Raw genomic sequence first — 23198 nt, 5'->3', positions numbered from 1 at the left:
CGCCGGGCCCCGCCGTCCCGGCATTCGGGAAGGGGCCCGGGCCGGGAACCTCAAATGTTGCTCTGAACGTCCCCCTGGGCGGGTTGGCCCGGCTCCGTCGGGGCCATGACATCGGCACACGGACCGATGAGAGGGGGCGAGGGGACATGAAGCCCATGGCACACCTGGGGGTGGGCATCGGCTGGCGGCCGGAGATCGCGGGGACGGTCGAAGGCCTGCCGGGCCTGGACTGGGTCGAGGTGGTGGCGGAGAACATCTGCCCCGGCCACCTGCCGGAGTCCCTGCAGCGGCTGCTCGACCGCGGGGTCCGCGTGGTGCCGCACGGCGTCTCGCTGGGCATCGGCGGCGCCGACCGCCCGGACCCGGCGAAGCTGGCCGCGCTCGGGGAGCGGGCGGTGGCGCTGGGGGCTCCGCTGGTCACCGAGCACATCGCCTTCGTGCGGACCTCGTCGGTGGCGCCGGGACCGGTGCTCGAAGCCGGGCACCTGCTGCCCGTGGCGCGGACCCGGGACGCGCTGGACGTGCTCTGCGAGAACGTACGGATCGCGCAGGACGCGCTGCCGGTGCCGCTCGCGCTGGAGAACATCGCGGCGCTCGTGTCGTGGCCCGGGGAGGAGCTCACCGAGGCGCAGTTCCTGACCGAGCTGGTGGAGCGGACCGGGGTGCGGCTGCTGATCGACGTGGCCAACCTGCACACCAACCGGGTCAACCGGGGGGAGGACCCGGTGGCCGTGCTGGACGGGATCCCGCTGGAGGCGCTGGCGTACGTGCACGTGGCCGGGGGTGTCGAGCGGGGTGGGGTGTGGCACGACACGCATGCGCATCCGGTGCCGCCGGAGGTGCTGGCCGTTCTTGCGGAGCTCCGCTCCCGGGTGGACCCGCCGGGGGTGCTGCTGGAGCGGGACGACGACTTCCCGGCCGGCGCCGAGCTCGCGGGTGAGCTGGCCGCGATCCGGGGGGTGCTGGGCGGCGGCCCTGCGGGGCACGTCCCCTCCCCGCCCTTCCACCGTTCCCCGGGCGCTGCCCGGACCCGCGCCTCACACGCCGGCGAGGCTGAGACGGGCTCCGGCACCAGTGAGGCCGGGAGGGGCTCCGACCGGACCCCCGCCTCGGACACCGGCGGGGCGGGAACGGGCCCTGACCGGACGCTCGCCCCGGAGACCGGCGGGGCTGAAACGGTCCCTGGGGCGGTCCTCGGCCGTGGCGGGGCTGACGTCGGCCTCGGCGCCGTGCGGACGCGGGTCGGGATCGGGCAGGCCGCCCTGTTGTCGGCGCTGGTCGCCGGGACGCCCGTGCCCGAGGGGTTCGACCGGCAGCGGGTGCGCGTGCAGGCGCGGGCGCTCGCGGCCAAGCGGGCCGGGATCGTGGCGAACGTGGCGCCCGAGCTGCCCGGGATCCTGGGCGGGGAGGACGCGTACCGGGAGGCCTTCCTCGGCTATGCCCGGCACCGGCCCATGACCGCCGGATACCGGCGCGACGCACTGGACTTCGCCGAGCACCTGCTGGTCCGGGACCTGCCCGCCGACCCCGCCGCCCGGCGCCGGCTCACGCTCTGGTGGCGGGACCGGGCCGGGGCCCGGCCGCCGGGCCGGGCCGTGCGCTGGGCCCGCGCCCTCGTGGGGAGGGCGGCGTGAACTTCTTCAACCTCCTCGCCGTGGCCGTCTGGATCGGCGTCATCACCTCCAGCGCACTGCTCCTGCGCGGCCTGCGGCACTCGCGGCCGCCCACGCCCGTCCCCGCCCCGCGCCTGCACGACCTGTCCGAGGCCGCCTTCATGGCCGGCGGGCCCGGCGCGGTGGTGGACGCCGCGATCGTCTCGCTGCTCTGCGACGGCCGGATGCTGGTCGGCGGGCCCGGCATCGTCCAGGTACGGCCGGGGGTGCGGGGCTCCGACCCCGCCCAGCGGGCCGTGCTCCAGGCCTACCAGGACGCCCCGTCCGGGTGGCTCTACCAGATCCGCTACGCCGCCATGCGCGACCCGGCCGTGCAGGAGACCGGCGACGCGCTGGCCGCCCGCGGGCTGATCGTCGTCCCCCGCGGCCGCCCCCGCCGGCCGCGCCACGGCGTGGTCCAGGCCGTGGTGTGCGGGGTGCTGCTGTTCCTCTCGCTGCCGCTGTCCTTCGTCGACTTCGTGCTGACGGCGGAGTCCGGGAGTTTCAGCGTGCCCTTCGTCGTCAAGGTCCTGCCCGTCCTGCTGGGCGGCATCGTCGTGGGCGTCACGGGCGCCTCCCGCGCCCGGCAGCGCATCACCCCCGCGGGGGCCGCGGCGCTGCGCGCCGTCCGCGCCCAGTACGGGGCCGACCAGAGCCCGTACGTCCAGACCTCGCTGTTCGGGCTGCGGGGCCTGCGGGACCCGTACCTGCGCGAGCAGTTGGTGCCCGCGGCCCGCGGGACCCGGCTGGCGGCGGCCCAGTCCCGTACGCGTTCCGGCGGCTCGGGGTCCTCCTGGGAGTCCGGGGCCGAGGTGGTCCCGATCGTCTGGTGCGCGGGGTCCGACGGCGGTGGCGGGTCCGACGGCGGCGGATCCGGCGGGTCGGGCTGCGGCTCCTCGGGCTCGGTCTGCGGCTCCTCCGGGAGCGGTTGCGGGGGCTCCGGCGGGTCGAGCTGTTCCGGCAGTTCCGGCGGGTCGAGCTGTTCCAGTGGGTCCAGCTGTTCCAGCGGCTCGAGTTGTGGCAGTTCGTCCAGTTCCAGCTGTGGCAGCAGTTCCTGATCATCCATCACGGACCCGTCACGAGCTGCTCACACCTCGGCAGAAGCCTGTACCCGCAGGTTCCACAGTGTGTAGAACACGGACATGTTCTGGGTCCTGTTCCTCCTCCTTGCCTGGGCAGGGCTGCTGTTCGCGTGCACCCGCCTCCTGAAGGCCGCCGCCGAACCGGCGGACCCCGTGCCCGGCACCGCCGCACGCCACCACCACGACGAGCTGAGCCTGTACGAGGCCGCCTACCTCGCGGGCGGCCCGGAGCGGGTGGCCGAGCTGACGCTGCTGTCCATGCAGCGCCAGCGGCGGCTGCTGCTCGCGTACACGGGCTGGGCGACGGTGGTCGACCCGGTGGGGCGCGATCCGCACGAGTGCTCGGTGCTCGGCGCGTTCGGGCCGGACGGGCAGGAGCCGGTGACCTCCGTACGGGCGGTCGCGGCGCGGGATCCTGCCGTACGGGCCCTCGCGGAGCGGCTCGGGGAGGCCGGTCTCGCGCTGCGCGAAGGGGTCCACCAGGAGATCGACGCGGGGATCCGGGCGGTCCGGCAGGCCACCGTGCTGGTCCTCGCCATGACGGGGGCGGCGCTGTGCGTACCCGATCCGGGGACCACCACCACGATGATCCTGTGCTGGTTCGCCCTGCCGCTGATCCTGGCGCTGGGCTGCCTGGCCATAGCCCGGGTCGAGGGGCACGCGCAGTCCGGGTGGGCCTCCCCCGCCGGCCGGCGGCTCCTCGTGGAGCTGGGTCGGGAGCAGGGGGTCCGGGGCTCGCTCACGGCGGTGGCCCTGCGGGGGCTGCGCGCGGTCACGGAGCCCGAGCTGCGGGCGGCGCTCGCCTACGGCAGGCGGGGTCGGATCGCGCGGCAACGGGGGCATTGAGCGCGACACCGGCCGGTGGTCCTGTACAGGAGGCCGCCCGCCGGATCTCATCGGACGGTCCGATGAGATGAGAGGCCCGCCATGCGCATGCCCCGGGTGCCCGCCACGGTCGTGCTGGCCGCCCTCGCGCTGACCGCTTCCCTGCCGGCGGCCTCCGCCGCCGGGGCCGCCTCCGCGACCGATTCCCCGGGCCCGGCCCGGGTGACGGCCAGCCCGTCCTCGCACGGCACGTTCTCCTCGGGCCCCGCCCCTTCCAGTCCCGCCCCTTCCGGCCCCTCGCTCTCAAGCCCCGCCCCTTCCGACCCCGCCCGGGCCGCCCGGGCCGCCGCCGAGGCCGCCGGGGCCGAGCTCGTGGCCGGGCGGGCTGCGGCCGCCGCCGCGCGCGGGGGGCTCCCGGGCCCGGAGGGCAGCCGTCCGGCGCCGGACCGTCAGGGCGCCCGGGACGGGCTGGAGTTCGGGCCGTGTCCCGTGGCCGAGGGGCTCGGGCCGGACGTGCGGTGCGGCACGCTCCGGGTCCCGGTCGACTACGCCCGGCCCTTCGGGGAGCAGACCGAGATCCTCGTCAGCCGGGTCGCCGCCTCCGGCGCGGGCGGGGTCCGGCGGCAGGGGGCACTCGTCTACAACCCCGGCGGACCGGGCGGCAGCGGCCTGTTCTTCCCGCTCGTCGCCGACCTGCCCGAGTGGCGCCGCACCGGAGCCGCCTACGACCTCGTCGGCTACGCCCCGCGCGGTGTGGGCCGCTCGGGGGACCCGCTGTCCTGCCAGGACCCGGCGCAGTACGCCCAGGCCCCGGCCGAGGCCGCCGGGGCGCAGCCGGACGCCGCCGCCAAGGAGGCGCGGATCGCCGCCGCGAGGGCCTACGCCCGCGGCTGCGCGGAGCTGGCCGGGGCCGCCCTCGGCTCGTACACGACCCTGAACAATGTCCGCGACCTGCACGTGCTGCGCGCCGCGCTCGGCGAGGGCCGGCTGACCTTCATGGGGGCCTCGTACGGCACGTACCTCGGCTCGGTCTACGCCACCCTCTACCCCGGCCACGTCCGCCGGATGGTCCTCGACTCGGCCGTCGACCCCGACCCGGACAAGGTCTGGTACCGCAACAACCTCGCCCAGGCCCCCGGCTTCGAGCGCCGCTGGGCCGACTTCCGTGCCTGGGCGGCCCGGCACCACGCCGCGTACGGGCTCGGCTCCACCCCCGAAGCGGTGCAGGCGAGTTACGACCGGGTGCGGGCCGCGCTCGCCCGCGAGCCGGCGGGCGGGGTGGTCGGCACCGGGCAGCTGCACTCGGCGTACTTGCGGGCCGCGTACTACGACGAGGTGTGGCCGGGCCGCGCGGCTGCCCTGGCGGCGTTCCTGCGCGGCGATCCGGGCCCGCTCGTCTCGCTCGCCGCTCCGGACCCGGCAGCGGCCGTCGAGGGCGAGAACGCGACCGCCGTGTACACGGCGACGCTGTGCAACGACGCCCCGTGGCCCGGCGACTGGGAGACCTGGGACCGCGACAACACCGAACTGGCCCGCACGGCCCCCTTCGAGACCTGGGCCAACGCCTTCCTGAACCTGCCCTGCGCCTTCTGGCCGGTGCGCGAACGGCAGCGGCCGGTGGACGTGGGAGCGAGGGCGGGCTCGCCGCTCCCCCGCACGCTGATCGTCGCGGCCGAGCGGGACGGCGCCACTCCGTACGGGGGCGCGCTGGAGCTCCAGCGGCGGCTCGGGCCGGGGGCGGGGCTGGTGACGGAGCGGGGGGCCGGCACCCACGGGGTGGTCGGCGGACGCAATGACTGCGTGGACGCCCACGTGGAGCGGTACTTGCTGACGGGTGACACCCCGGGGCGGAGTGTCACGTGTGCGCCGCATCCGGAGCCCGCACCGGTGTCGCTGGACGACCGGGCAGCAATCGCCAGGGGGCACCCCAGGGCGTTGCTGCCGCCAGTCGTCTGAACTTCCGGGCGGGATCTCCGGCTGCGTCGATTCGGGGGCAGGGCCTCCCGATCCCCGGAGGACGCCGGTCAGCGGTCCTCCGGTCCTTCCCCCCAGGGGAGGTCTCTAGGCGAGTCCGGCCACCAGATCGGCGACGGACTTGCGGCGCCCGGTGTAGAAGGGCACCTCTTCGCGGACGTGCATGCGGGCCTCGGAGGCGCGCAGGTGGCGCATGAGGTCGACGATGCGGTACAGCTCGTCGGCCTCGAAGGCCAGCAGCCATTCGTAGTCGCCGAGCGAGAAGGAGGCGACGGTGTTGGCGCGCACGTCGGGGTAGCCGCGGGCCATCATGCCGTGGTCCTTGAGCATGCGGCGGCGGTCCTCGTCGGGCAGCAGGTACCAGTCGTAGCTGCGCACGAAGGGGTAGACGCTGACGTAGTCGCGCGGCGTCTCGTCGGCCAGGAAGGCCGGGATGTGGGACTTGTTGAACTCGGCCGGGCGGTGCAGGGCCATGTTCGACCAGACCGGCTCCAGCGCGCGGCCCAGCTTGGTGCGGCGGAACAGGTTGTAGGCGGTCTGCAGCTCGTCGGAGGTCTCCGCGTGCCACCAGATCATGATGTCCGCGTCGGCGCGCAGGCCGGAGACGTCATAGGTGCCGCGGACGGTGATGTCCTTGGCGGCCAGCTGGTCGAACAGCTCCTGGACCTCGTCGGCGAAGCCGGCGCGGTTCTCGGGGAGCACGTCCTTCAGCTTGAAGACGGACCACAGGGTGTAGCGGATGACCTCGTTGAGGTCCTTCGCCTTCTTCCCCGCGTTGGGAATCTTCTCTGGTGCAGTCATGTGTCTATTGTCCCGTGTGCTGATCAGTGGTCGGTGCCAGGGGTCCCCCAGCGGCCCCCAACGTGGCGATCACCACGTCGGCGGCCTGGCCGGCACTCGCGATGCAGGCCGGGATGCCGACCCCGTCGTACAGCGCTCCGCACACCGCGAGGCCCGGCAGGGCCTCGACGGCGGAGCGGATCCGGGCCACCCGACCGAGGTGGCCGACGGGGTACTGGGGCAGGCCGCCGTCCCAGCGGGTGACGGTGGTGGCCACCGGGCGGACGGTGGGCGCGAGGCCCACGGCCTGGCCGAGGTCGGCGAGGGAGACCTCGACCAGTTCCTCGTCGCTGCGCTTCAGGTCGCCCTCGTCGCCGTGGCGGCCGACGGAGGTGCGCAGCAGGAAGAGGTCGGGATCGGTCCCGGCCCAGGCCCACTTGTTGCTGGAGAAGGTCGAGGCCTTGATCGTCCGGCCGTCCACGGGCGGTACGAGGAATCCGCTCGCGCCGCCTTCGGCGACCTGGGCCGGCAGGTCGGAGCGGCGCAGGGCCATCGTGACCAGGGCCATGGAGGCGTACTCGACCCCGCGCAGCTCGGAGGCCGCGGAGGGCGCGATGCGGTCGAGGAGGCGGGCGGCGGGTCCGGCCTGGACGGCCAGCACCACCGCGTCGGCCTCGATGGTCTCGGCGCCGCCCGCGCCGTCGGCGACCACGCGCCAGCCGGTGGCCGTACGGGTCAGCTCGCTCGCGGGGCTGTCGAGGAGGATCCGGGCTCCGGCCGTCCGGCAGGCGTCGGCGACGGCGAGCGGCAGCCTGCCGATGCCGCCGTCGATGCCGGAGAAGACGGGACCGGTCTGCCCCGCCCGGGCCGCCCGGGCCTGCAGTTCGCGTACGCCCTCGCCCAGGGAGGCGTGGCTGCGGGCGACGTCGAAGAGCTGCGGGACGGCGGCCCGCATCGAGATGCGGTAGGCGTTGCCGGCGTAGACCCCGCCGAGCAGCGGTTCCACGAGCCGGTCGACGACCTCGTGGCCCAGCCGGGCGGCGACGTACTCGCCGAGGGCGACGTCCTCGACGTCCTCGCCGAGCTGCCCGGGCGCGAGCGCGTCCTCGGCTCCGGCCCGGGCCAGGCCTTCGGCGGACAGCACCCCGGAGGCGGCGAGCGGGCCCAGGTCGCCGGGGACGCCCATGACGTGGCCGCCCGGCAGGGGGCGCAGCACGCCGCGGGTCCAGAGGCGGGCGGTGGCGGTGGCGGGCGGCTGCAGGGCCTCGCCGAGGCCCACGGCGCGGGCCAGTTCCAGTGCTTCGGGGCGGCGGGCGAGTACGGATTCGGCGCCGAGGTCCACGCGCAGGCCGGCGAGTTCGCCGGATCGCAGCTTGCCGCCGAGGCGCGGGCCGGCCTCGAGGAGGGTGACGCGCAGGCCCTCGGCGAGCAGCCGGTGGGCTGCCGCGAGGCCGGCGATGCCGCCTCCGATGACGACGACGTGGCCGGCGGGGGCCGGCCGGTCCGTACGGGTGTCCGCTTCGTGCATGGACACATCGTCTCAGACCGCTCACCGGGCGATCGCCGAGGCCTGACCGTGACCGCTTCGGGATCGGCTCGGAACCCGGCGTACGAAACCCGGGGCGAGGCGGCGTACGTCAGAACGTCAAGAACGCCCAGAGCACTGGCATGAACGCATCCGAAGACGACCGGGGGTACTCACGATGCACACCCAGCACAGACGTTACGGACGGTACGGGCGGCGTTCGGCGACGGCCCTCGCCGCGCTCTCCCTGACCGGGGCCCTCGTCCTCACCGGCTGCGGCGCCGACGGCGCCGCCTCGGACAAGGCGGCGGTCGCGGCGGACTCGAAGGGGCAGGAGGCCGTCGGGCAGGGCGGGGCGGCGGCCCAGGCGCCGGCCCCGGCCGCGTCGGGGGCCCCGGCCCCGGGCGCCGAGAAGAGCCAGCCGCAGGCGCCCGCCGTACGCACGCAGATCATCCGGACGGCCACGCTGGGCGTGGAGACGGCCGACGTCCAGAAGGCGACGGCCGGCGCGCGGACGGCGGCGGAGAGCGCGGGCGGGTACGTGGGCAACGAGGGCACCACGCGCGCACCCGACGGGGCGATGACCTCGACGGTGACCCTGCGGGTGCCGGGCGAGCGCTTCGACGCGGTCCTGGCCGCGATGGAGGGCGCGGGGAAGCTGCTCAACCGCAAGGTCGAGGCGCAGGACGTGACGCAGAAGGTCGCGGACGTCGACAGCCGGGTGAAGTCCCAGCAGGCGAGCGTGGCGCGGGTGCGGGAGATGATGGAGAAGGCCTCGGGGCTGTCCGAGGTGGTCACCCTGGAGTCGGAACTCAGCAAGCGCCAGGCCGATCTGGAGTCGCTGCTGGCCCAGCAGACGGCGCTGAAGGACCAGACCTCGCTCGGCACGATCACGCTGACGTTCTCGGAGCCGGGGAAGCCGCCCGTCAAGGAGGCCGAGAAGCCGGATCCGGGCTTCCTCGACGCCCTGGCGGGTGGCTGGAAGGCCTTCGCCGCCGTGCTGCTCTACGTCCTGATGGCGCTCGCCGCGGCCTCGCCGTTCCTGCTCAGCGGCGGTGTCCTGCTGGTCGCCTTCCGGCTGTACCGCAGGTGGCGGCCGGCGAAGGAGAAGCCCGCCGCGGCGCGGCGCCTGCCCGCGCAGGGCGGGCCGGAACGGCCGTGGAACGCGGTCGCCGTGCCGGCGGATCCGGCCGCTCCGAAGGCGACGCCGCCGCAGGTCCAGGACTGATCACCCGTGCGCCCGTACCGTGGGGCCCGCAGACACAGGCGGCGGGGAAGGACGGTACGGGCGCATGGGGAACGGCACGGAGCGGCTGGTGGTGGTGGGCGGTGACGCGGCGGGTATGTCCGCCGCGTCACAGGCCCGGCGGCTCAAGGGCCCGGCGGAGCTGGAGATCACCGCCTTCGAGCGCGGGCACTTCACCTCGTACTCGGCGTGCGGGATCCCGTACTGGATCGGGGGCCTGGTCGGCGACCGGGACGAGCTGATCGCCCGGACGCCCGAGGAGCACCGCGCGCGGGACATCGACCTGCGGACGCGGACGGAGGTCGTGGAGCTGGACCTCGCGGGGCGGCGGGTGCGTGCCCGGGATCTGGACTCGGGTTCCGAGTACTGGACGGGGTACGACCAGCTCGTCCTCGCCACCGGCGCCCGGCCGGTCCGCCCCCGGCTGCCCGGCATCGGCGCGCACGGGGTGCACGGGGTGCAGACGCTGGACGACGGGCAGCGGCTGCTTTCGGATCTGGAACGGACGGCCGGCCGCCGGGCGGTGGTCGTGGGCGCCGGGTACATCGGCGTGGAAATGGCGGAGGCCCTGCTCGGGCGGGGCTTCGAGGTCACCGTGCTGCACCGGGGCGAGCAGCCGATGTCCACGCTGGACCCGGACATGGGCGGCCTGGTGCACGGCGCGATGAACCGCATGGGGATCCGTACGGTCGCCCGCGCCGAGGTGACGGAGATCCTCACGGACGGGGAGGGCCGGGCCCGCGCCGTGACCACGGCGACCGGGGAGGAGTACCCGGCGGACGTGGTCGTCCTGGGCATCGGCGTCGAGCCGCGCACGGCCCTGGCCCGCGCGGCGGGCCTGCCGCTGGGCGCGTCGGGCGGCCTGCTGACCGACCTCGCCCAACGGGTCCGCGGCCACGAGAACATCTGGGCGGGCGGCGACTGCGTGGAGGTCCTGGACCTGGTGGCGGGCCGGACGCGGCACATCGCGCTGGGCACGCACGCGAACAAGCACGGCCAGGTCATCGGCTCGAACGTCGGCGGCGGCTACGCGACCTTCCCGGGCGTGGTCGGCACGGCCGTGAGCAAGGTCTGCGACCTGGAGATCGCCCGTACGGGCCTGCGCGAGCGGGACGCCCTGTCGGTCGGCCTGCGCTTCGTCACGGCGACGATCAGCTCGACGAACACGGCGGGCTACTACCCGGGGGCGACGGAGATGACGGTCAAGCTGCTGGCGGAACGCCGCACGGGCCGCCTGCTGGGCTGCCAGATCGTCGGCGGCCCCGGCTCCGCGAAGCGGGTGGACGTCGCCGCGGTCGCCCTGACGGCCGGCATGACGGTGGACCAGATCGTCTCCCTGGACCTCGGCTACGCCCCACCGTTCTCCCCGGTCTGGGACCCGGTCCTGGTCGCGGCCCGCAAGACGGTCACCGCGGTGCGGGCGGCGGGGGTGTAGCGAGGAGTTCGGAGCGGATCAGCTCCAGCAGGCGGCCGGTCCAGTTCCGGCCTCCGCGCGGGCCCTCGTCCCGCCAGAAGGGGGCGTCGGAGATGCCGGTGTGGAGGATCGCGCCCTCACCGGTGGCGACCAGCAGCTCCGCGAGGCGCGGGTGCTGCCCGAACTTGGCCCGCAGCAGCGCCGCCATGACGGCGACCCGCCGGGCGGCCCAGTCCGGGCGCCCCGCGGCCGCTCCGCCCAGCTCCCGCGCCTCGCGGGCGGTCGCGGCGTCGCGGATCCGGTCGTGGTCGGCCCGGTCGGCGGCGAAGAGGGCCCAATAGCCGTGCGTCACGGTCGGGTAGGTCTCCCCCTCGTGCGTGAAGGGGGAGTCGTAGTCGTTGCGCAGCGCGAAGGTGCCGAGCTCGGCCGGCCATCCCCGGGGGTACACGGCCTCGTGGAGGACGACCGGGGGCTGCGGGTCACCGGGCGGCGCGTCCGCGTACCGGACGGCACGCTGCCGCTCCGCACGCTCGACGGCCTCGTCCACGTCGGCGAAGTAGTCCAGGGCGCCCCGGTGCATCTCCGGCGTCGCCGCCGGCCCGTCGCCGTCCACCGGCTCGCCCGGATCGGTCACCAGGATGCGCAGCGGCCGGTCCTGCTGGTCCATGTCCCCCAGGACGAAGACCCGCCGGTGGGCGGGAACCGCGAGGTACGCGGCCCGGAGCAGGGACCGGTTGGCCTCCGTGGTGTCCCGCTGGTAGCGGCGGACGGCCTCCCAGAGCAGGTCCGCGGCCCTGGGCCGGCCCGCCAGCCGGGAGATCTCGTCGGCGACTTCCGCGAGGAAGCTCTCGTCCGTCCGCGGCTCGGGGTAGCGGGCGAGCCACTTCGAGGGCTCGGGGCCCCGCTCCGGGGTCCGCTCGCGGTCGTCGGGCCGCGCGAGCGCGACCGTTCCCGAGGCGAGCAGTCCCGCCAGCCCTGCGAGATCGGTCGCTTCGTACCCTCCCCGGCTGATCCGGCCGTCCGCGTAGACGAACAGGTTCTCGGGGAAGTAGTCGTCCTGCCGGTCGGGCTTCCACCACACGAGGCACCAGGCCCCGTCGATGGTCTCTCCGTCGGATATGCGAAACGTCGGCCCGTGCCATGTCATGCACGGCACGGTACCGACGTCGGCGCGGTTCGGGTCAGACCGCCGTCTGGGTGTGGACGTAGTCCACCAGGCGGGTCAGGGCGTCCGGGTTGGTCGTGGGGAGGACGCCGTGGCCGAGGTTGAAGATGTGGCCTTCCAGGTCCGCCGCGGCGTCCAGGACCTCGCGGGTCTTGGTCTCCACCGCCTCGGGGGTGGAGAAGAGGACCGCCGGGTCCAGGTTGCCCTGGAGCGCCTTGCCGGGGCCGACCCGCTTGACGGCCTCGTTCAGGGAGACCCGGTAGTCGACGCCCATGACGTCCGCGCCGGCCTCGCCCATGAGGCCGAGCAGCTCGCCCGTGCCCACGCCGAAGTGGATGCGCGGGACCCCGTACGAGGCGACGGACTCCAGGACCTTCGCGGAGGCGGGCATCACGGAGCGGCGGTAGTCGGCCGGGGCGAGCGCGCCGACCCAGGAGTCGAAGAGCTGGACGGCGGAGGCGCCGGCCTCGATCTGCACCTTCAGGAAGGAGGAGGTGATCTCGGCGAGGCGGTCCAGCAGGTCGGCCCAGAGCTCCGGGTCCCCGTACATGAGGGCCTTGGTGTGCTCGTGGTTCTTGGAGGGGCCGCCCTCGACCAGGTAGCTCGCGAGGGTGAAAGGCGCACCGGCGAAGCCGATCAACGGCGTGGAGCCGAGTTCACCCGTGAGCATGCCGATCGCCTCGGTGACGTACGAGACGTCCTCCGGGGTGAGGTCGCGCAGCTGTGCGAGGTCCTCGCGGCGGCGGATCGGCTGGGCGACGACCGGGCCGACGCCCGGCTTGATGTCCAGGTCGATGCCGATGGCCTTCAGCGGGACCACGATGTCGGAGAAGAAGATGGCCGCGTCCACGTTGTGACGCCGGACCGGCTGCATCGTGATCTCGGTGACCAGGTCGGGCCGCATGCAGGATTCCAGCATCTGCGTGCCCTCGCGGACCTTGCGGTACTCGGGGAGCGAGCGCCCCGCCTGTCGCATGAACCACACGGGGGTGTGCGGTACCGGCTCGCGCCGGCACGCCTTCAGGAAGGCGGAATCGTACGTCTGGCTCGGCGTGCCCGTGGGGCGGGTGTTGGCGCTCACGACTCAAATCTTCGCACGTATGAAGAAGTGCCCGGCCCGGCGCGGGTGTCCCTGCGCCGTACGGGCGCTCGTTCCGCCTAGTCTTCCCCGCATGGCTGCGGCTCAGGGACGATTTTCAGATGGCGCTGACGGTACGGACAGCGCGAAGGACAGTTCCGTCCCACTCCCGTTCCGGCGGGCGGTCGACGGCTTGAAGAAGGCGAGGCTGCGGCACGGGATCGAGATCGACCCCACCAAACCGCCACAGAGGCTGGCGCCCCACGCGTACGCGCTGGAGGCGGCGGTCGTGGACGGCGACGAGGACCTGGCCGACGGCCGGCTCATCCTCCTGCACGACCCGGCCGGGCACGACGCCTGGCAGGGCACCTTCCGGCTGGTGACGCTCGTACGGGCGGAGCTCGAGCCGGAGATGGCCGTGGACCCGCTCCTCCCCGAGGTGTGCTGGTCCTGGCTGACGGGGGCGCTGGACGCGCGCGGGCTGACGTACGGGGAGGCGAGCGGGACCGTGACCATGGCCGCCTCGCACTACTTCGGCGGGCTCGGAGAGCGGCGTCCGGCGACGCAGATCGAGATCAGGGCCTCCTGGACGCCGCGCGAGGGGGTGGGCGGGGTGCCCGACACCGCCGCACACCTGTCGGCATGGTGCGAACTGCTGTGCCAGATCGCGGGGCTGCCGCCGGTCGGACCGACCGAGACGGTGACCGGCGTGGTCTCGCTGCCCCAGCGGCGCGGTCCGCATCACCCCCAGGGGTAACAGCCCGAGGCCACGGCCCCTCCCGGCATGCCGACCCGGACCCGGTGCGGGGCCGGAATGCCGGGTCCGGATGTCGTTACGGGGCGCCCCATGCGGGCTTCTGATCACCCTATGATCGATCGTGCGTCCGAATTGCCCGAATTGTTACTCACCAAATCGTGATCATTCCCTAAAGCCGGGCGGGTGACGTGCCGAAGGAGTCATAGACCATCCGCACGGTTCGCACCGGCTTCCTTCCCCGAGCCGGCCGTCCCGCCACTCCCCCCAGGAGGCCTAGGTGTCCGTTCTCCTCGAGCAGCCCGCAAGCCTGGTCGCCTACCGCCCGAACAAGCCGACGGCCATGGTCGTCGTGGCCGACCCGCGCGTGCGTTCCACCGTGACCCGCCATCTGTGGGCCCTCGGAGTACGCGACGTGATCGAGGCTTCGTCCATCGCGGAGGCCCGCCCACGCATCGGCAGCCCGCGCGACATCTGCGTGGCCGACGTGCACCTGCCCGACGGCTCCGGTCTCACCCTGCTCTCCGAGACCCGCGCCGCCGGTTGGCCGAACGGCCTGGCCCTGTCCGCCGCCGACGACATCGGCGCCGTGCGCAACGCCCTCGCGGGCGGAGTGAAGGGCTACGTCGTCACCGGCACCCGGACCAACATCGGGCTCCCGTCCCGGCCCGGCGCCGCCCCCATCGGCGCCGCCGCCGCCCGTATGCACCGCCGCCCCCCGGGTGCCCCGAGCCACCCGGGCGGCTACCGAGAGCTCTCCGGCCGCGAGGTCGAGGTCCTGCGCCTCGTCGCGGAGGGCCAGTCCAACAAGGCCATCGGCGTTTCGATGGGCCTGTCCGCCCTGACCGTCAAGTCCCACCTCGCACGGATCGCCCGCAAGCTGGGCACCGGCGACCGGGCCGGGATGGTCGCCGTCGCCCTGCGGACCGGGATCATCCACTGACCCGGCCGATATCCCCCGTAGGCCCCCGGGAGAACTCCCGGAGAACCCGGGGAAACGTCCGCCCTCCCCCCTCGCGCCCGTCGCCGGAACGTTCCGGCGACGGGCGCGTTGCATCCACGGATACCCTTGACCGGTGACAGACGCCCAAGAAACCGCAGCAGGCCTGCGCACCACCACCGGGGGCGGCCCCCCGGACGAAGAGGTTTCGTCCGACGGGCTGCCGATCCCCTTGCTGGAACCCCGCGAGGGCATCCCTCCGGTGGTCGCCGACGCGGCCGCGCTCGCCGAGGTGGTCGCGGCCTTCGCCGCGGGCACCGGACCCGTCGCCGTGGACGCGGAGCGCGCCTCCGGCTACCGCTACGGCCAGCGCGCCTACCTCGTACAGCTGCGCCGCGAGGGTGCGGGCTCCGCACTGATCGACCCGGTGGGCTGCCCCGACCTCTCCTCCCTCGGCGAGGCCCTGTCCGGCACCGAGTGGATCCTGCACGCCGCCACCCAGGACCTGCCCTGCCTGCGCGAAATAGGCATGGCTCCCACCTCCCTCTTCGACACCGAGCTGGCCGGCCGGCTGGCCGGCTTCCCCCGGGTCGGACTCGGCGCGATGGTCGAGGGGGTCCTCGGGTACGTGCTGGAGAAGGGCCACTCCGCCGTCGACTGGTCGACCCGTCCGCTCCCCGAGCCGTGGCTGCGCTACGCCGCGCTCGACGTGGAGCTGCTCGTGGACCTGAGGGACGCGCTGGAGAAGGAGCTCGACCGGCAGGGCAAGCTGGAATGGGCCCGCCAGGAGTTCGACGCCATCTGCGCCGCACCCCCGGCGCCGCCGCGCAAGGACCCGTGGCGCCGTACGTCCGGCATGCACAAGGTGCGCCGGCGCCGGCAGCTGGCCGTGGTCCGGGAGCTGTGGGAGTCCCGGGACCGGATCGCGCAGCGGCGCGACGTGTCGCCGGGCAAGGTCCTGGGTGACGCCGCGATCGTCGAGGCCGCACTCTCCATGCCCCTGAACGTGCAGGCCCTCTCCGCCCTGCCCGGCTACGGGCAGCGCATGGGCCGGCGCCAGCTGGACCAGTGGATGGCCGCCGTGGACCGGGCGAAGGCCCTGCCCGAGGCCGAGCTCCCGCTGCCCGGGGCCACTCCGGCGGGTCCGCCGCCGCCGCGCTCCTGGGCGGACAAGGACCCGGAGGCCGCGGCGCGGCTGGCTGCGGCCCGTACGGCCGTGTCGGCACTGGCGGAGGGGCTGAACCTCCCCCAGGAGAACCTCATCGCTCCCGACACGGTCCGCCGGCTGTGCTGGGAGCCGCCGTCGCGGCGGGAGGCCGGCGCGGTGGCCGAGGCGCTGGCGGGCTACGGTGCCCGCCCGTGGCAGATCGAGCAGGTGACGGACGCCCTGGTCACGGCCCTGGCCGCGACCGCGCCCGTGGCGGCGCCGGCGCCCGCGCCGGAAGACTGACGCACCCGCGCCCGCGGGACATGGCGGAGCCCCCCTGCCCTTCGGCCGGGGGGCTCCGCCATGTCCCGGTTCCGCTACAGCCCGGCCCCGCTCCTTTTGAACACGCTCAAAGCCCACTAGTTTTTGAACGTGATCAAACATGGGTGGGGATACGACACGTGGCTGGCCGACTTCGAAGCCGAACGGGAGCGCCGGGCCGAGCGCGGTGATCCGGACTGGGGCCGGGCCGCCGCGCTCCCCGCGGAGCTGGTCCGGAGCCTGCAGCGGTTCCAGGTCGGGGAGGACGGGGACGGCTCCGCGCTGATCGGCAAGGCCGACCGCGCGGGTGACCCGGTGTACGCGCGGGCCGTACGCCTCTTCGTGGCGGAGGAGCAGAACCACGCCCGGATGCTGGCCCTGCTGCTGGAGGCCGCGGGCGAGGGAACCCTGGCCGGACACTGGAGCGACACCGTGTTCGTCCGGCTGCGCAGACTGCTCGGACTGCGGGTGGAACTCCTGGTGCTGATGGTGGCGGAGGTGGTGGCCCTGCGCTACTACCGGGCCGTGCGGGACGGCGCCGCCGACCCGTTGGCCTCCGAGGTCGCCCGGCTGATCCTCGCCGACGAGGAGCGCCACGTCCCCTTCCACTGCCTGCGCCTGCGCGCGTCGCTCGCACCCCTGCCCGCCCCCGCCCGCCGGGCGGCGGTCGCGGCCTGGCGGGCCGCCCTCGCCGCCGCGGCCGCCGTGGTCGCCGTCGACCACGGCCCGGCCCTGCGCACCCTGGGCCTGCGCCGCCGCACCTTCGTGGCGGACACCGTCCGCAGCTCGGCCCCCATGGCCGCCGCCATCGCGGCCGCCGGCTCCCCCGGTCCCACGGGCCCCGCAGGCCTCGTACGCGCTCCGAGGGGGCGCCTGCGGGCGTAGGCGGGCCGGTCCGGCGGCGCCGCCCCGGCGCGTGCGGGCCGGGGCGGCGGAGTGTGACCTTCGCCGCTCCTTCCGAGGGGGCTGTCCATGCCAGTTACCGGCAAGTAGCATGGAGAGGTGAGCGGGCGCTCAGCAATGAGCCCGCCCCCGCGCAGCAGTGCACACCCGCACCTGGAGGAGAGCCAACGTGCCTCGTACCGTCAGGGACGTCGTCTTCGTCGACGGCGTCCGCACCCCGTTCGGCAAGGCGGGCCCGAAGGGCATCTACAACGAGACCCGCGCCGACGACCTCGTCGTCAAGGCCATCCGGGAGCTGCTGCGCCGCAACCCGGACCTGGACCCCGCCAAGATCGACGAGGTCGCCATCGCCGCGACCACGCAGATCGGCGACCAGGGCCTGACGCTGGGCCGCACGGCCGGCATTCTCGCGGGCCTCCCGCAGTCCGTCCCGGGCTACTCCATCGACCGCATGTGCGCCGGCGCGATGACCGCCGTGACCGCCGTCGCGGGCGGTGTGGCCTTCGGTGCGTACGACGTCGCCCTCGCCGGCGGTGTCGAGCACATGGGCCGCCACCCCATGGGCGAGGGCGTGGACCCGAACCCGCGCTTCGTCTCGGAGAAGCTGGTCGACGAGTCCGCCCTGTTCATGGGCATGACCGCCGAGAACCTGCACGACCGGTACCCGACGATCACCAAGCTCCGCGTCGACGAGTACGCCGTGCGCTCGCAGGAGAAGGCCGCCAAGGCGTACGCCGACGGCAAGATCCAGCCCGACCTGGTGCCGATCTCGGTGCGCAACAACAACGAGGCGGCCGGTGAGACGGGCTGGGGCCTGGTCACCGCCGACGAGCCGATGCGTCCGGGGACCACCCTGGAGAACCTGGCGAACCTCAAGACCCCCTTCCGTACCCACGGAAAGGTCACCGCGGGCAACGCCGCCGGTCTCAACGACGGTGCCACCGCCGCGATCATCGCGTCCGAGGACTTCGCCCGCGAGAACAACCTCCCGGTCAAGATGCGCCTGGTCTCGTACTCCTTCGTGGGCGTCGAGCCGGAGGTCATGGGCTACGGCCCGATCCCGGCCACCGACAAGGCCCTCGCGCAGGCCGGTCTGACGATCGACGACATCGGCCTCTTCGAGGTCAACGAGGCGTTCGCGGTCCAGGTCCTCGCGTTCCTGGAGCACTACGGCATCGCCGACGACGACGCCCGCGTCAACCAGTACGGCGGGGCCATCGCCTTCGGTCACCCGCTCGCCTCCTCCGGCGTCCGCCTGATGACCCAGCTGGCCCGCCAGTTCGAGGAGCAGCCGCAGGTCCGCTACGGCCTGACCACCATGTGCGTCGGCTTCGGCATGGGCGCCACGGTCGTCTGGGAGAACCCGCACTTCACCGCCGAGGGAGACAGCAAGTGAGCACCACCACCACTGAGCTCCTGAAGGGTGCGGCCGAGCTGTTCCCGGACGAGGTCGTCACGCGCGCGCTCGTACGCCACCTCGACCTGCCGTTCGGCGCCGGGCGCTTCGCGCTGATCACGCTGGACAACGGCCTGGACCACACCAAGCCGACCACCTTCGGCCCGCAGTCCCTCGCCAACCTGAACGCGGCGATCGACCAGGTCGAGCAGGAGGCCCTCGCGGGCTCCATCGTCGGCGCCGGCCTGACCGGCAAGCCGTTCATCTTCGCGGTCGGCGCCGACCTCAAGGGCGTCGAGCTGCTGAAGCAGCACGACGAGGCGCTCGCCATCGGCAAGGGCGGCCACGACGTCTTCAAGCGCCTCGCGGCGCTGGCGGTCCCGACCTTCGCCTACTACAACGGCGCGGCGATGGGCGGCGGTGTCGAGGTCGGTCTGCACTGCACCTACCGCACCGTCTCCAAGGCCATCCCGGCCTTCTCGCTGCCCGAGGTCTTCCTCGGCCTGGTTCCCGGCTGGGGCGGCTGCGCCCTGCTGCCGAACCTGATCGGCGCGGACCGCGCGGTCTCGGTCATCATCGAGAACTCGCTGAACCAGAACCGTCAGCTCAAGGGCAAGCAGGTCTTCGAGCTGGGCATCGCGGACGCGCTGTTCGACGGCGCGGACTTCCTGGAGCAGTCGCTCCTGTGGACCGCGAACGTGCTGAACGGCACCACCGAGGTCGTCCGCGAGGAGATCGACCGCGGCGAGGCCTGGGACGCGGCCGTGGCCAAGGGCCGCTTCATCGCCGACTCCAAGGTGCACGGCGCGGCCCCGGCCGCCTACCGCGCGCTGGAGATCATCGAGGCTGCCAAGGACGGCGACCTGCAGAAGGGCTTCGACGCCGAGGACGCCGCGCTCGCGGACCTCATCATGGGCGGCGAACTGCGCTCCGGCATCTACGCCTTCAACCTGGTCCAGAAGCGCGCCAAGCGCCCGGCCGGCGCCCCGGACAAGAACCTGGCCCGCCCGGTCACCAAGGTCGGCGTCGTCGGCGCGGGCCTGATGGCCTCGCAGCTGGCGCTGCTGTTCCTGCGCCGCCTGGAGGTGCCGGTGGTCCTCACCGACATCGACCAGGAGCGCGTGGACAAGGGCGTGGGCTACGTCCACGCCGAGATCCAGAAGCTGCTCGGCAAGGGCCGCATCAACCAGGACAAGGCCAACCGCCTGACCGCCCTGGTGACGGGCGTGCTGGACAAGGCCGAGGGCTTCGCGGACGCGGACTTCATCATCGAGGCCGTGTTCGAGGAGATGTCCGTCAAGCAGAAGGTGTTCGCGGAGGTCGAGGCGGTCGCCCCGGCGCACGCGATCCTCGCCACCAACACCTCCTCGCTGTCGGTCTCGGAGATGGCCTCCAAGCTCCAGCACCCGGAGCGCGTGGTCGGCTTCCACTTCTTCAACCCGGTCGCGATCCTCCCGCTGCTGGAGATCGTCCGCGGCGAGCAGACCGACGACGCCTCGCTGGCCACGGCCTTCGGTGTGGCGCGGAAGCTGAAGAAGACCGCGGTCCTCACCAAGGACGCCCCGGCGTTCGTCGTGAACCGCATCCTGACCCGCTTCATGGGCGAGATCCAGAACGTCATCGACGAGGGCACCCCGGTGGTCACCGCCGAGAAGGCCATCGAGCCGCTCGGCCTGCCGATGTCCCCGCTGGTGCTCCTGGAGCTCGTCGGCCCGGCGATCGGTCTGCACGTCTCCGAGACCCTGAACCGCGCCTTCCCGGAGCGCTTCACCGTGTCCCCGAACCTGGCCGCCGTGGTCAAGGCCGGCAAGCGCGGCTTCTACGTCTACAACGCGGAGAACGGCTTCAAGCCGGAGCTCGACCCCGAGGTCGCCGCGCTCCTGGTCCAGGGCGACACCGTCCTGACCGAGGAGCAGGTCCGCGACCGCGTCCTGGACGCGGTGGCGCAGGAGATCGGCCTGATGCTGGAGGAGGGTGTCGTGGCCGAGGCCCAGGACATCGACCTCTGCCTCATCACGGGCGCGGGCTGGCCCTTCCACCTGGGCGGGGTCACCCCGTACCTGGACCGCGAAGGCGTCTCCGAGCGGGTGAACGGCAAGAAGTTCCTGGCGCCGGGCGTCGCGAGCGTTCCCGCGTAACGAGCGGCCGCCGGTAGCACGAAGAGCGGGCCGTACGGGAGGAGATCCCGTACGGCCCGCTCTTTCGCGTCCGCCCGCTCGCTGCTCGGACCGGCTGCCCGCCTACTTCTCGAAGATGCCGATGCCGTTGGCCACGGGCCGCTCCGAGGGCTCCGCGCCCTCGGCCCCGCGCGGGGTGTTGCGCAGCTCGTCGCGCACGATCATCGTGGTCGAGCCGCCGCCGTCCAGCATCATGGCGTCCCGGGCCCCGAGCGAGGCCATGAGCTTGGCCGTCTGCATGACCGTGGCGCCCGCGTCCACCCCCGGTGCCCGGCCGTCGATGGTCACCAGGAGGAGGCTTCCGTTCTTGGTGACGCCGGCGGCGGTCCGCGGGGCCGTCTTCGTGGGCGACGTCGGCTCGCCGATGTCGGGGACTCCGTCGCGCAGCAGCCGGTACCGGCCGCCCACCGCCGTCTCGACGGGGCCGGGGACCACCGCTCCGGTCGCGTCGTTCATGACGAAGGAGGTGGTGAGCGCGGCTCCGGGCTGGGCGTTCGTGCGCAGCCAGTCGGTGCCGGTCCCGATCCCGTAGAGGGTGCTGCCGTTCTTGGGAACGGCCCCTCCGGCGGGTTTGCGGACGCTCGTCACCAGGCCGTCGGCGTCGAGCAGGACCTCCATGCTGCCCGGCGGGCCGGGAGGCGTGCGCTCTCCCCACTCCGGGGTGAAGACCACGAGCTCGTCGGGGTCCGTGCAGAGCCCGCCGTACGGTTCCTGCATCGGCTCCTCCGTGACGGCCAGGACGTCGCCGCCGACGCCCCCGCAGCCCAGGACGCGGCCGGGGACCCGGTTGATCCCGTCCAGTTCCTGGGGCACGCCGTCGTCCGGGACCACCACCCCGTCGGTGGAGACCTCGTCGACCCGGGCGCTGAGCTTGCCGCGGTTGTAGCCCAGGAGCAGGGTGGGCCGGCCCTTGATCGCCTCGCTGAGGACCTTGCCGCCCTCGGTGTACAGGCCGAGGGGGTCTCCGTCGTAGCCGGCGTAGCTCTTGCCGGTGCTGATGTCGAAGAAGGAGGCGTTGACGGCGGCCAGCGCCCCGAAGGACTCGGCCATCTTGCGCACCGTCTCGGCGTGCGCCACGGCGGGGCCGTGCATGCCCGCCACCCTGACCTTGGCGTCGGGACGGATGGTCAGGACCCGCACGTGCGAGCTCTCCTGGCCGTCGAGCTTGCGCACGGACTCCTTGTACGTGACCCCTTCGGGCAGCTTGAGGTCCTCGGGCTGGGATTCCGAGGGGGCCGGGTCGTCCGGGGGCCGCGGGTCCGCCGTGCATCCCGCGAGGGCGACGGCCACGGACACGGCCAGTGCGGCGGCGGCGAGCCGCGTGCGCCTAGCCACGGAGGGCGCCGAGCGCGCCGGGGGACGCACCGAGGTCGCCCACGCGGACGACCACGTGGCCCTCGGCCACGTGCCCGCCCTGGTCCTCGTAGGTGCACACGAAGCGGTCGTACCCGTGGAAGGAGTGGGGGGCCTGGTAGGTGACCGTGCCGTCGGGGGAGGCACCGAGCATGCCGTACCGGGCGAGGGTCACTCCGGTCACCCGCAGTCCCTCGGCGCCCGGCGGCAGCGACACCACTTCGCCGGGGCGCAGGTCCAGGCGGCGTGCCGGGATGCTGTGGCGGCGGACGTAGTAGCCCTTGTCCTCGATGCCCGAGGAGGCGGAGAGCTTGTCCCCCTGGAAGGGCATGACGCCGACGACCGCGCGCGGCACCACGACCGAGCCGTCCGAGTCGTCCAGGACGCGGACCGTGAAGGTCGCGGTGGCCGGTTCGTCGCCCGAGGCGAAGAGCGCGTAGCGGCCGTTGGGCAGCTTGCGCAGCCCGCCCTGGAGGTCCTCGACGACCACGCCGTCCTCGAGGCTCTCGCCGAGGACGTAGCCGTACGTGCGGAACGCTCCGCCCGACGGGGTCACCGTCATGGCGATCTGGAACTGCGTGCCCGGCACCAGGGGGTACGCCGGGTCCGCCGTGGCGAGCACGTCGAGCACCCCGGTGTACGGCCCTTGCGTGGCCCAGGCCCGGACCAGGGGGAACCAGTTCCCGCTCACTTCATGCCTCCCGCGACACGTGTCTTGGTCATCTGGTCGAAGACGGCGTCGTCGTCGAGGAACTCCACCACCCGGTCCGCGTCGAAACCCGTCTCCAGGTTCCGGAAGGCCTGCGCGGGCAGCATGCCCTGCTCCAGCAGCCGGCGCGCGACGAACCGGGAGCACTCCAGCGCCCCGTGGCTGCGCAGGTGCGAGTCGTCGGCCACCCCGCGCGGGTAGTTGGGGTGCTCTCCCGGCGCGAGGTGGACGAAGAGGCTCTTCGTGCCCTCCGGGCCGAGCTGGCGCCACCAGCCGGCGCTCCACTCGTTCAGGTCGACCAGCGGCACGGTGAGCTCGACCGCCACCTCGCGCATCGCGGCCGGGTGCATCACCAGCGGCCGGCGCATGTTGCCGAAGCGGTCGAAGACCCGGCGTTCGTGGCTGGTGACGAGCACCGGGTGGGCGCCGCGGTCCCGCGCCTCGTTGACGTAGCGCCGCAGGTTGGCCTGGAACGTACCGAACGGCTCGGCGTGCGGGCCGGGCCGCTCGTCCGTGTCGCTGAGGCCGAAGGAGACGACCAGGAGGTCTTCCGGCCGGATGTTCTCCAGGATCCAACCGAGGTGTCCGTGGTCCCGGAAGCTCGTGGTGCTCGCGCCGTCGCGGGCGCAGTTGACCACCTCGACGCCCTGCAGGAACAGGGGGAGCGTCTGCCCCCACCCGGCCATCGGTGCCGTGCTGCGCCGGCGGCTGGACACGGCGGATCCGCCCGCCAGGTATATCGACGTCATCGTGCGAC

19 protein-coding genes are annotated in these 23198 nt (G+C 73.8%); 12 read left to right on the top strand and 7 right to left on the bottom strand.

Translation table 11 applies throughout. The features are described 5' to 3' along the window. Positions 1 to 146 precede the first annotated feature (146 nt). From ACZ60J_RS28220 to ACZ60J_RS28205, 4 genes are all read left to right on the top strand, one after another. The gene (locus ACZ60J_RS28220) at positions 147 to 1634 is read left to right on the top strand and encodes an MbnB/TglH/ChrH family RiPP precursor modification enzyme (protein WP_469686063.1); all 1488 of its coding nucleotides are present in this window, start codon (positions 147 to 149) and stop codon (positions 1632 to 1634) included. After that, entirely contained in the window at positions 1631 to 2710 is a 1080-nt protein-coding gene (locus ACZ60J_RS28215; protein ID WP_469686061.1) for a TIGR04222 domain-containing membrane protein, read from the top strand. The genes ACZ60J_RS28220 and ACZ60J_RS28215 overlap by 4 nt, the downstream gene beginning before the upstream one ends. Before the next feature lie 84 nt (positions 2711 to 2794). Beyond that, positions 2795 to 3580, top strand: a complete 786-nt coding sequence (locus ACZ60J_RS28210) for a TIGR04222 domain-containing membrane protein (protein WP_469686059.1) — start codon at positions 2795 to 2797, stop codon at positions 3578 to 3580. A gap of 81 nt (positions 3581 to 3661) precedes the next feature. Further along, positions 3662 to 5515, top strand: a complete 1854-nt coding sequence (locus ACZ60J_RS28205; RefSeq protein WP_469686057.1) for an alpha/beta hydrolase — start codon at positions 3662 to 3664, stop codon at positions 5513 to 5515. 105 nt (positions 5516 to 5620) lie between these two features. Here the strand turns inward: ACZ60J_RS28205 and hemQ are convergent, their stop codons facing one another. Then, positions 5621 to 6334: a hydrogen peroxide-dependent heme synthase gene (hemQ, locus tag ACZ60J_RS28200; protein ID WP_243331434.1), complete on the bottom strand. Its 714-nt coding sequence runs from the start codon at positions 6332 to 6334 to the stop codon at positions 5621 to 5623. Between the two features lie 4 nt (positions 6335 to 6338). Then, a complete protein-coding gene (gene hemG / locus ACZ60J_RS28195; protein WP_469686055.1) occupies positions 6339 to 7841 on the bottom strand; it encodes a protoporphyrinogen oxidase in 1503 nt (500 codons plus the stop codon). Between the two features lie 175 nt (positions 7842 to 8016). On the opposite strand from hemG, the gene ACZ60J_RS28190 reads away from it, so the two are divergent. Further along, on the top strand, positions 8017 to 9066 hold the full coding sequence (locus tag ACZ60J_RS28190; RefSeq protein ID WP_469686054.1) for a DUF4349 domain-containing protein: 1050 nt from the start codon (positions 8017 to 8019) through the stop codon (positions 9064 to 9066). Between the two features lie 64 nt (positions 9067 to 9130). After that, complete coding sequence (locus ACZ60J_RS28185; protein WP_469686052.1) at positions 9131 to 10519, top strand: FAD-dependent oxidoreductase; 1389 nt, start codon at positions 9131 to 9133, stop codon at positions 10517 to 10519. On the opposite strand, the gene ACZ60J_RS28180 is transcribed toward ACZ60J_RS28185, so the two are convergent. Further along, on the bottom strand, positions 10491 to 11645 hold the full coding sequence (locus tag ACZ60J_RS28180; RefSeq protein ID WP_469686050.1) for an NADAR family protein: 1155 nt from the start codon (positions 11643 to 11645) through the stop codon (positions 10491 to 10493). The two genes, ACZ60J_RS28185 and ACZ60J_RS28180, sit on opposite strands and share 29 nt — an antisense overlap. Before the next feature lie 34 nt (positions 11646 to 11679). Then, a complete protein-coding gene (gene hemE / locus ACZ60J_RS28175) occupies positions 11680 to 12744 on the bottom strand; it encodes a uroporphyrinogen decarboxylase (RefSeq protein ID WP_469686048.1) in 1065 nt (354 codons plus the stop codon). Positions 12745 to 12835: 91 nt separating this feature from the next. On the opposite strand from hemE, the gene ACZ60J_RS28170 reads away from it, so the two are divergent. The 6 genes from ACZ60J_RS28170 to ACZ60J_RS28145 all read left to right on the top strand — a co-directional run bounded on the left by ACZ60J_RS28170 (position 12836) and on the right by ACZ60J_RS28145 (position 20340). Continuing rightward, positions 12836 to 13498 (top strand): DUF3000 domain-containing protein, encoded by a 663-nt coding sequence (locus ACZ60J_RS28170; RefSeq protein ID WP_469686046.1) that lies wholly within the window; start codon positions 12836 to 12838, stop codon positions 13496 to 13498. A gap of 277 nt (positions 13499 to 13775) precedes the next feature. Then, complete coding sequence (locus tag ACZ60J_RS28165) at positions 13776 to 14438, top strand: response regulator transcription factor (RefSeq protein ID WP_214956508.1); 663 nt, start codon at positions 13776 to 13778, stop codon at positions 14436 to 14438. Between the two features lie 133 nt (positions 14439 to 14571). Further along, on the top strand, positions 14572 to 15885 hold the full coding sequence (locus ACZ60J_RS28160) for an HRDC domain-containing protein (protein ID WP_469686044.1): 1314 nt from the start codon (positions 14572 to 14574) through the stop codon (positions 15883 to 15885). 123 nt (positions 15886 to 16008) lie between these two features. Next, on the top strand, positions 16009 to 16788 hold the full coding sequence (locus ACZ60J_RS28155; RefSeq protein ID WP_469686043.1) for a ferritin-like domain-containing protein: 780 nt from the start codon (positions 16009 to 16011) through the stop codon (positions 16786 to 16788). A gap of 187 nt (positions 16789 to 16975) precedes the next feature. Beyond that, complete coding sequence (locus ACZ60J_RS28150; protein ID WP_469686042.1) at positions 16976 to 18202, top strand: thiolase family protein; 1227 nt, start codon at positions 16976 to 16978, stop codon at positions 18200 to 18202. Further along, a complete protein-coding gene (locus ACZ60J_RS28145; protein WP_469686040.1) occupies positions 18199 to 20340 on the top strand; it encodes a 3-hydroxyacyl-CoA dehydrogenase NAD-binding domain-containing protein in 2142 nt (713 codons plus the stop codon). The genes ACZ60J_RS28150 and ACZ60J_RS28145 overlap by 4 nt, the downstream gene beginning before the upstream one ends. 102 nt (positions 20341 to 20442) lie before the next feature. On the opposite strand, the gene ACZ60J_RS28140 is transcribed toward ACZ60J_RS28145, so the two are convergent. The 3 genes from ACZ60J_RS28140 to ACZ60J_RS28130 are packed head-to-tail and all read right to left on the bottom strand — an operon-like array spanning position 20443 to position 23190. Then, positions 20443 to 21714, bottom strand: coding sequence for a phosphodiester glycosidase family protein (locus tag ACZ60J_RS28140; protein WP_469686038.1), 1272 nt, complete (start codon positions 21712 to 21714; stop codon positions 20443 to 20445). Further along, a complete protein-coding gene (locus tag ACZ60J_RS28135; protein WP_469686036.1) occupies positions 21707 to 22423 on the bottom strand; it encodes a hypothetical protein in 717 nt (238 codons plus the stop codon). The genes ACZ60J_RS28140 and ACZ60J_RS28135 overlap by 8 nt, the downstream gene beginning before the upstream one ends. Then, positions 22420 to 23190, bottom strand: coding sequence for a rhamnogalacturonan acetylesterase (locus ACZ60J_RS28130; RefSeq protein WP_469686034.1), 771 nt, complete (start codon positions 23188 to 23190; stop codon positions 22420 to 22422). The genes ACZ60J_RS28135 and ACZ60J_RS28130 overlap by 4 nt, the downstream gene beginning before the upstream one ends. Positions 23191 to 23198 lie beyond the last annotated feature (8 nt).

This window comes from Streptomyces sp. NPDC104226 (genome assembly GCF_055584085.1).
Note: the sequence above shows the minus strand (reverse complement) of the source record. Positions and strands in the feature narration are given on the sequence as shown.

Bases quoted from the DNA above. Each gene is read 5' to 3' on its own strand.
- ACZ60J_RS28220 (WP_469686063.1), top strand. From the start codon at position 147: ATGAAGCCCATGGCACACCTGGGGGTGGGCATCGGCTGGCGGCCGGAG.
- ACZ60J_RS28210 (WP_469686059.1), top strand. From the start codon at position 2,795: ATGTTCTGGGTCCTGTTCCTCCTCCTTGCCTGGGCAGGGCTGCTGTTC.
- ACZ60J_RS28205 (WP_469686057.1), top strand. From the start codon at position 3,662: ATGCGCATGCCCCGGGTGCCCGCCACGGTCGTGCTGGCCGCCCTCGCG.
- hemQ (WP_243331434.1), bottom strand. From the start codon at position 6,334: ATGACTGCACCAGAGAAGATTCCCAACGCGGGGAAGAAGGCGAAGGAC.
- hemG (WP_469686055.1), bottom strand. From the start codon at position 7,841: ATGCACGAAGCGGACACCCGTACGGACCGGCCGGCCCCCGCCGGCCAC.
- ACZ60J_RS28190 (WP_469686054.1), top strand. From the start codon at position 8,017: ATGCACACCCAGCACAGACGTTACGGACGGTACGGGCGGCGTTCGGCG.
- ACZ60J_RS28185 (WP_469686052.1), top strand. From the start codon at position 9,131: ATGGGGAACGGCACGGAGCGGCTGGTGGTGGTGGGCGGTGACGCGGCG.
- ACZ60J_RS28180 (WP_469686050.1), bottom strand. From the start codon at position 11,645: ATGACATGGCACGGGCCGACGTTTCGCATATCCGACGGAGAGACCATC.
- ACZ60J_RS28170 (WP_469686046.1), top strand. From the start codon at position 12,836: ATGGCTGCGGCTCAGGGACGATTTTCAGATGGCGCTGACGGTACGGAC.
- ACZ60J_RS28130 (WP_469686034.1), bottom strand. From the start codon at position 23,190: ATGACGTCGATATACCTGGCGGGCGGATCCGCCGTGTCCAGCCGCCGG.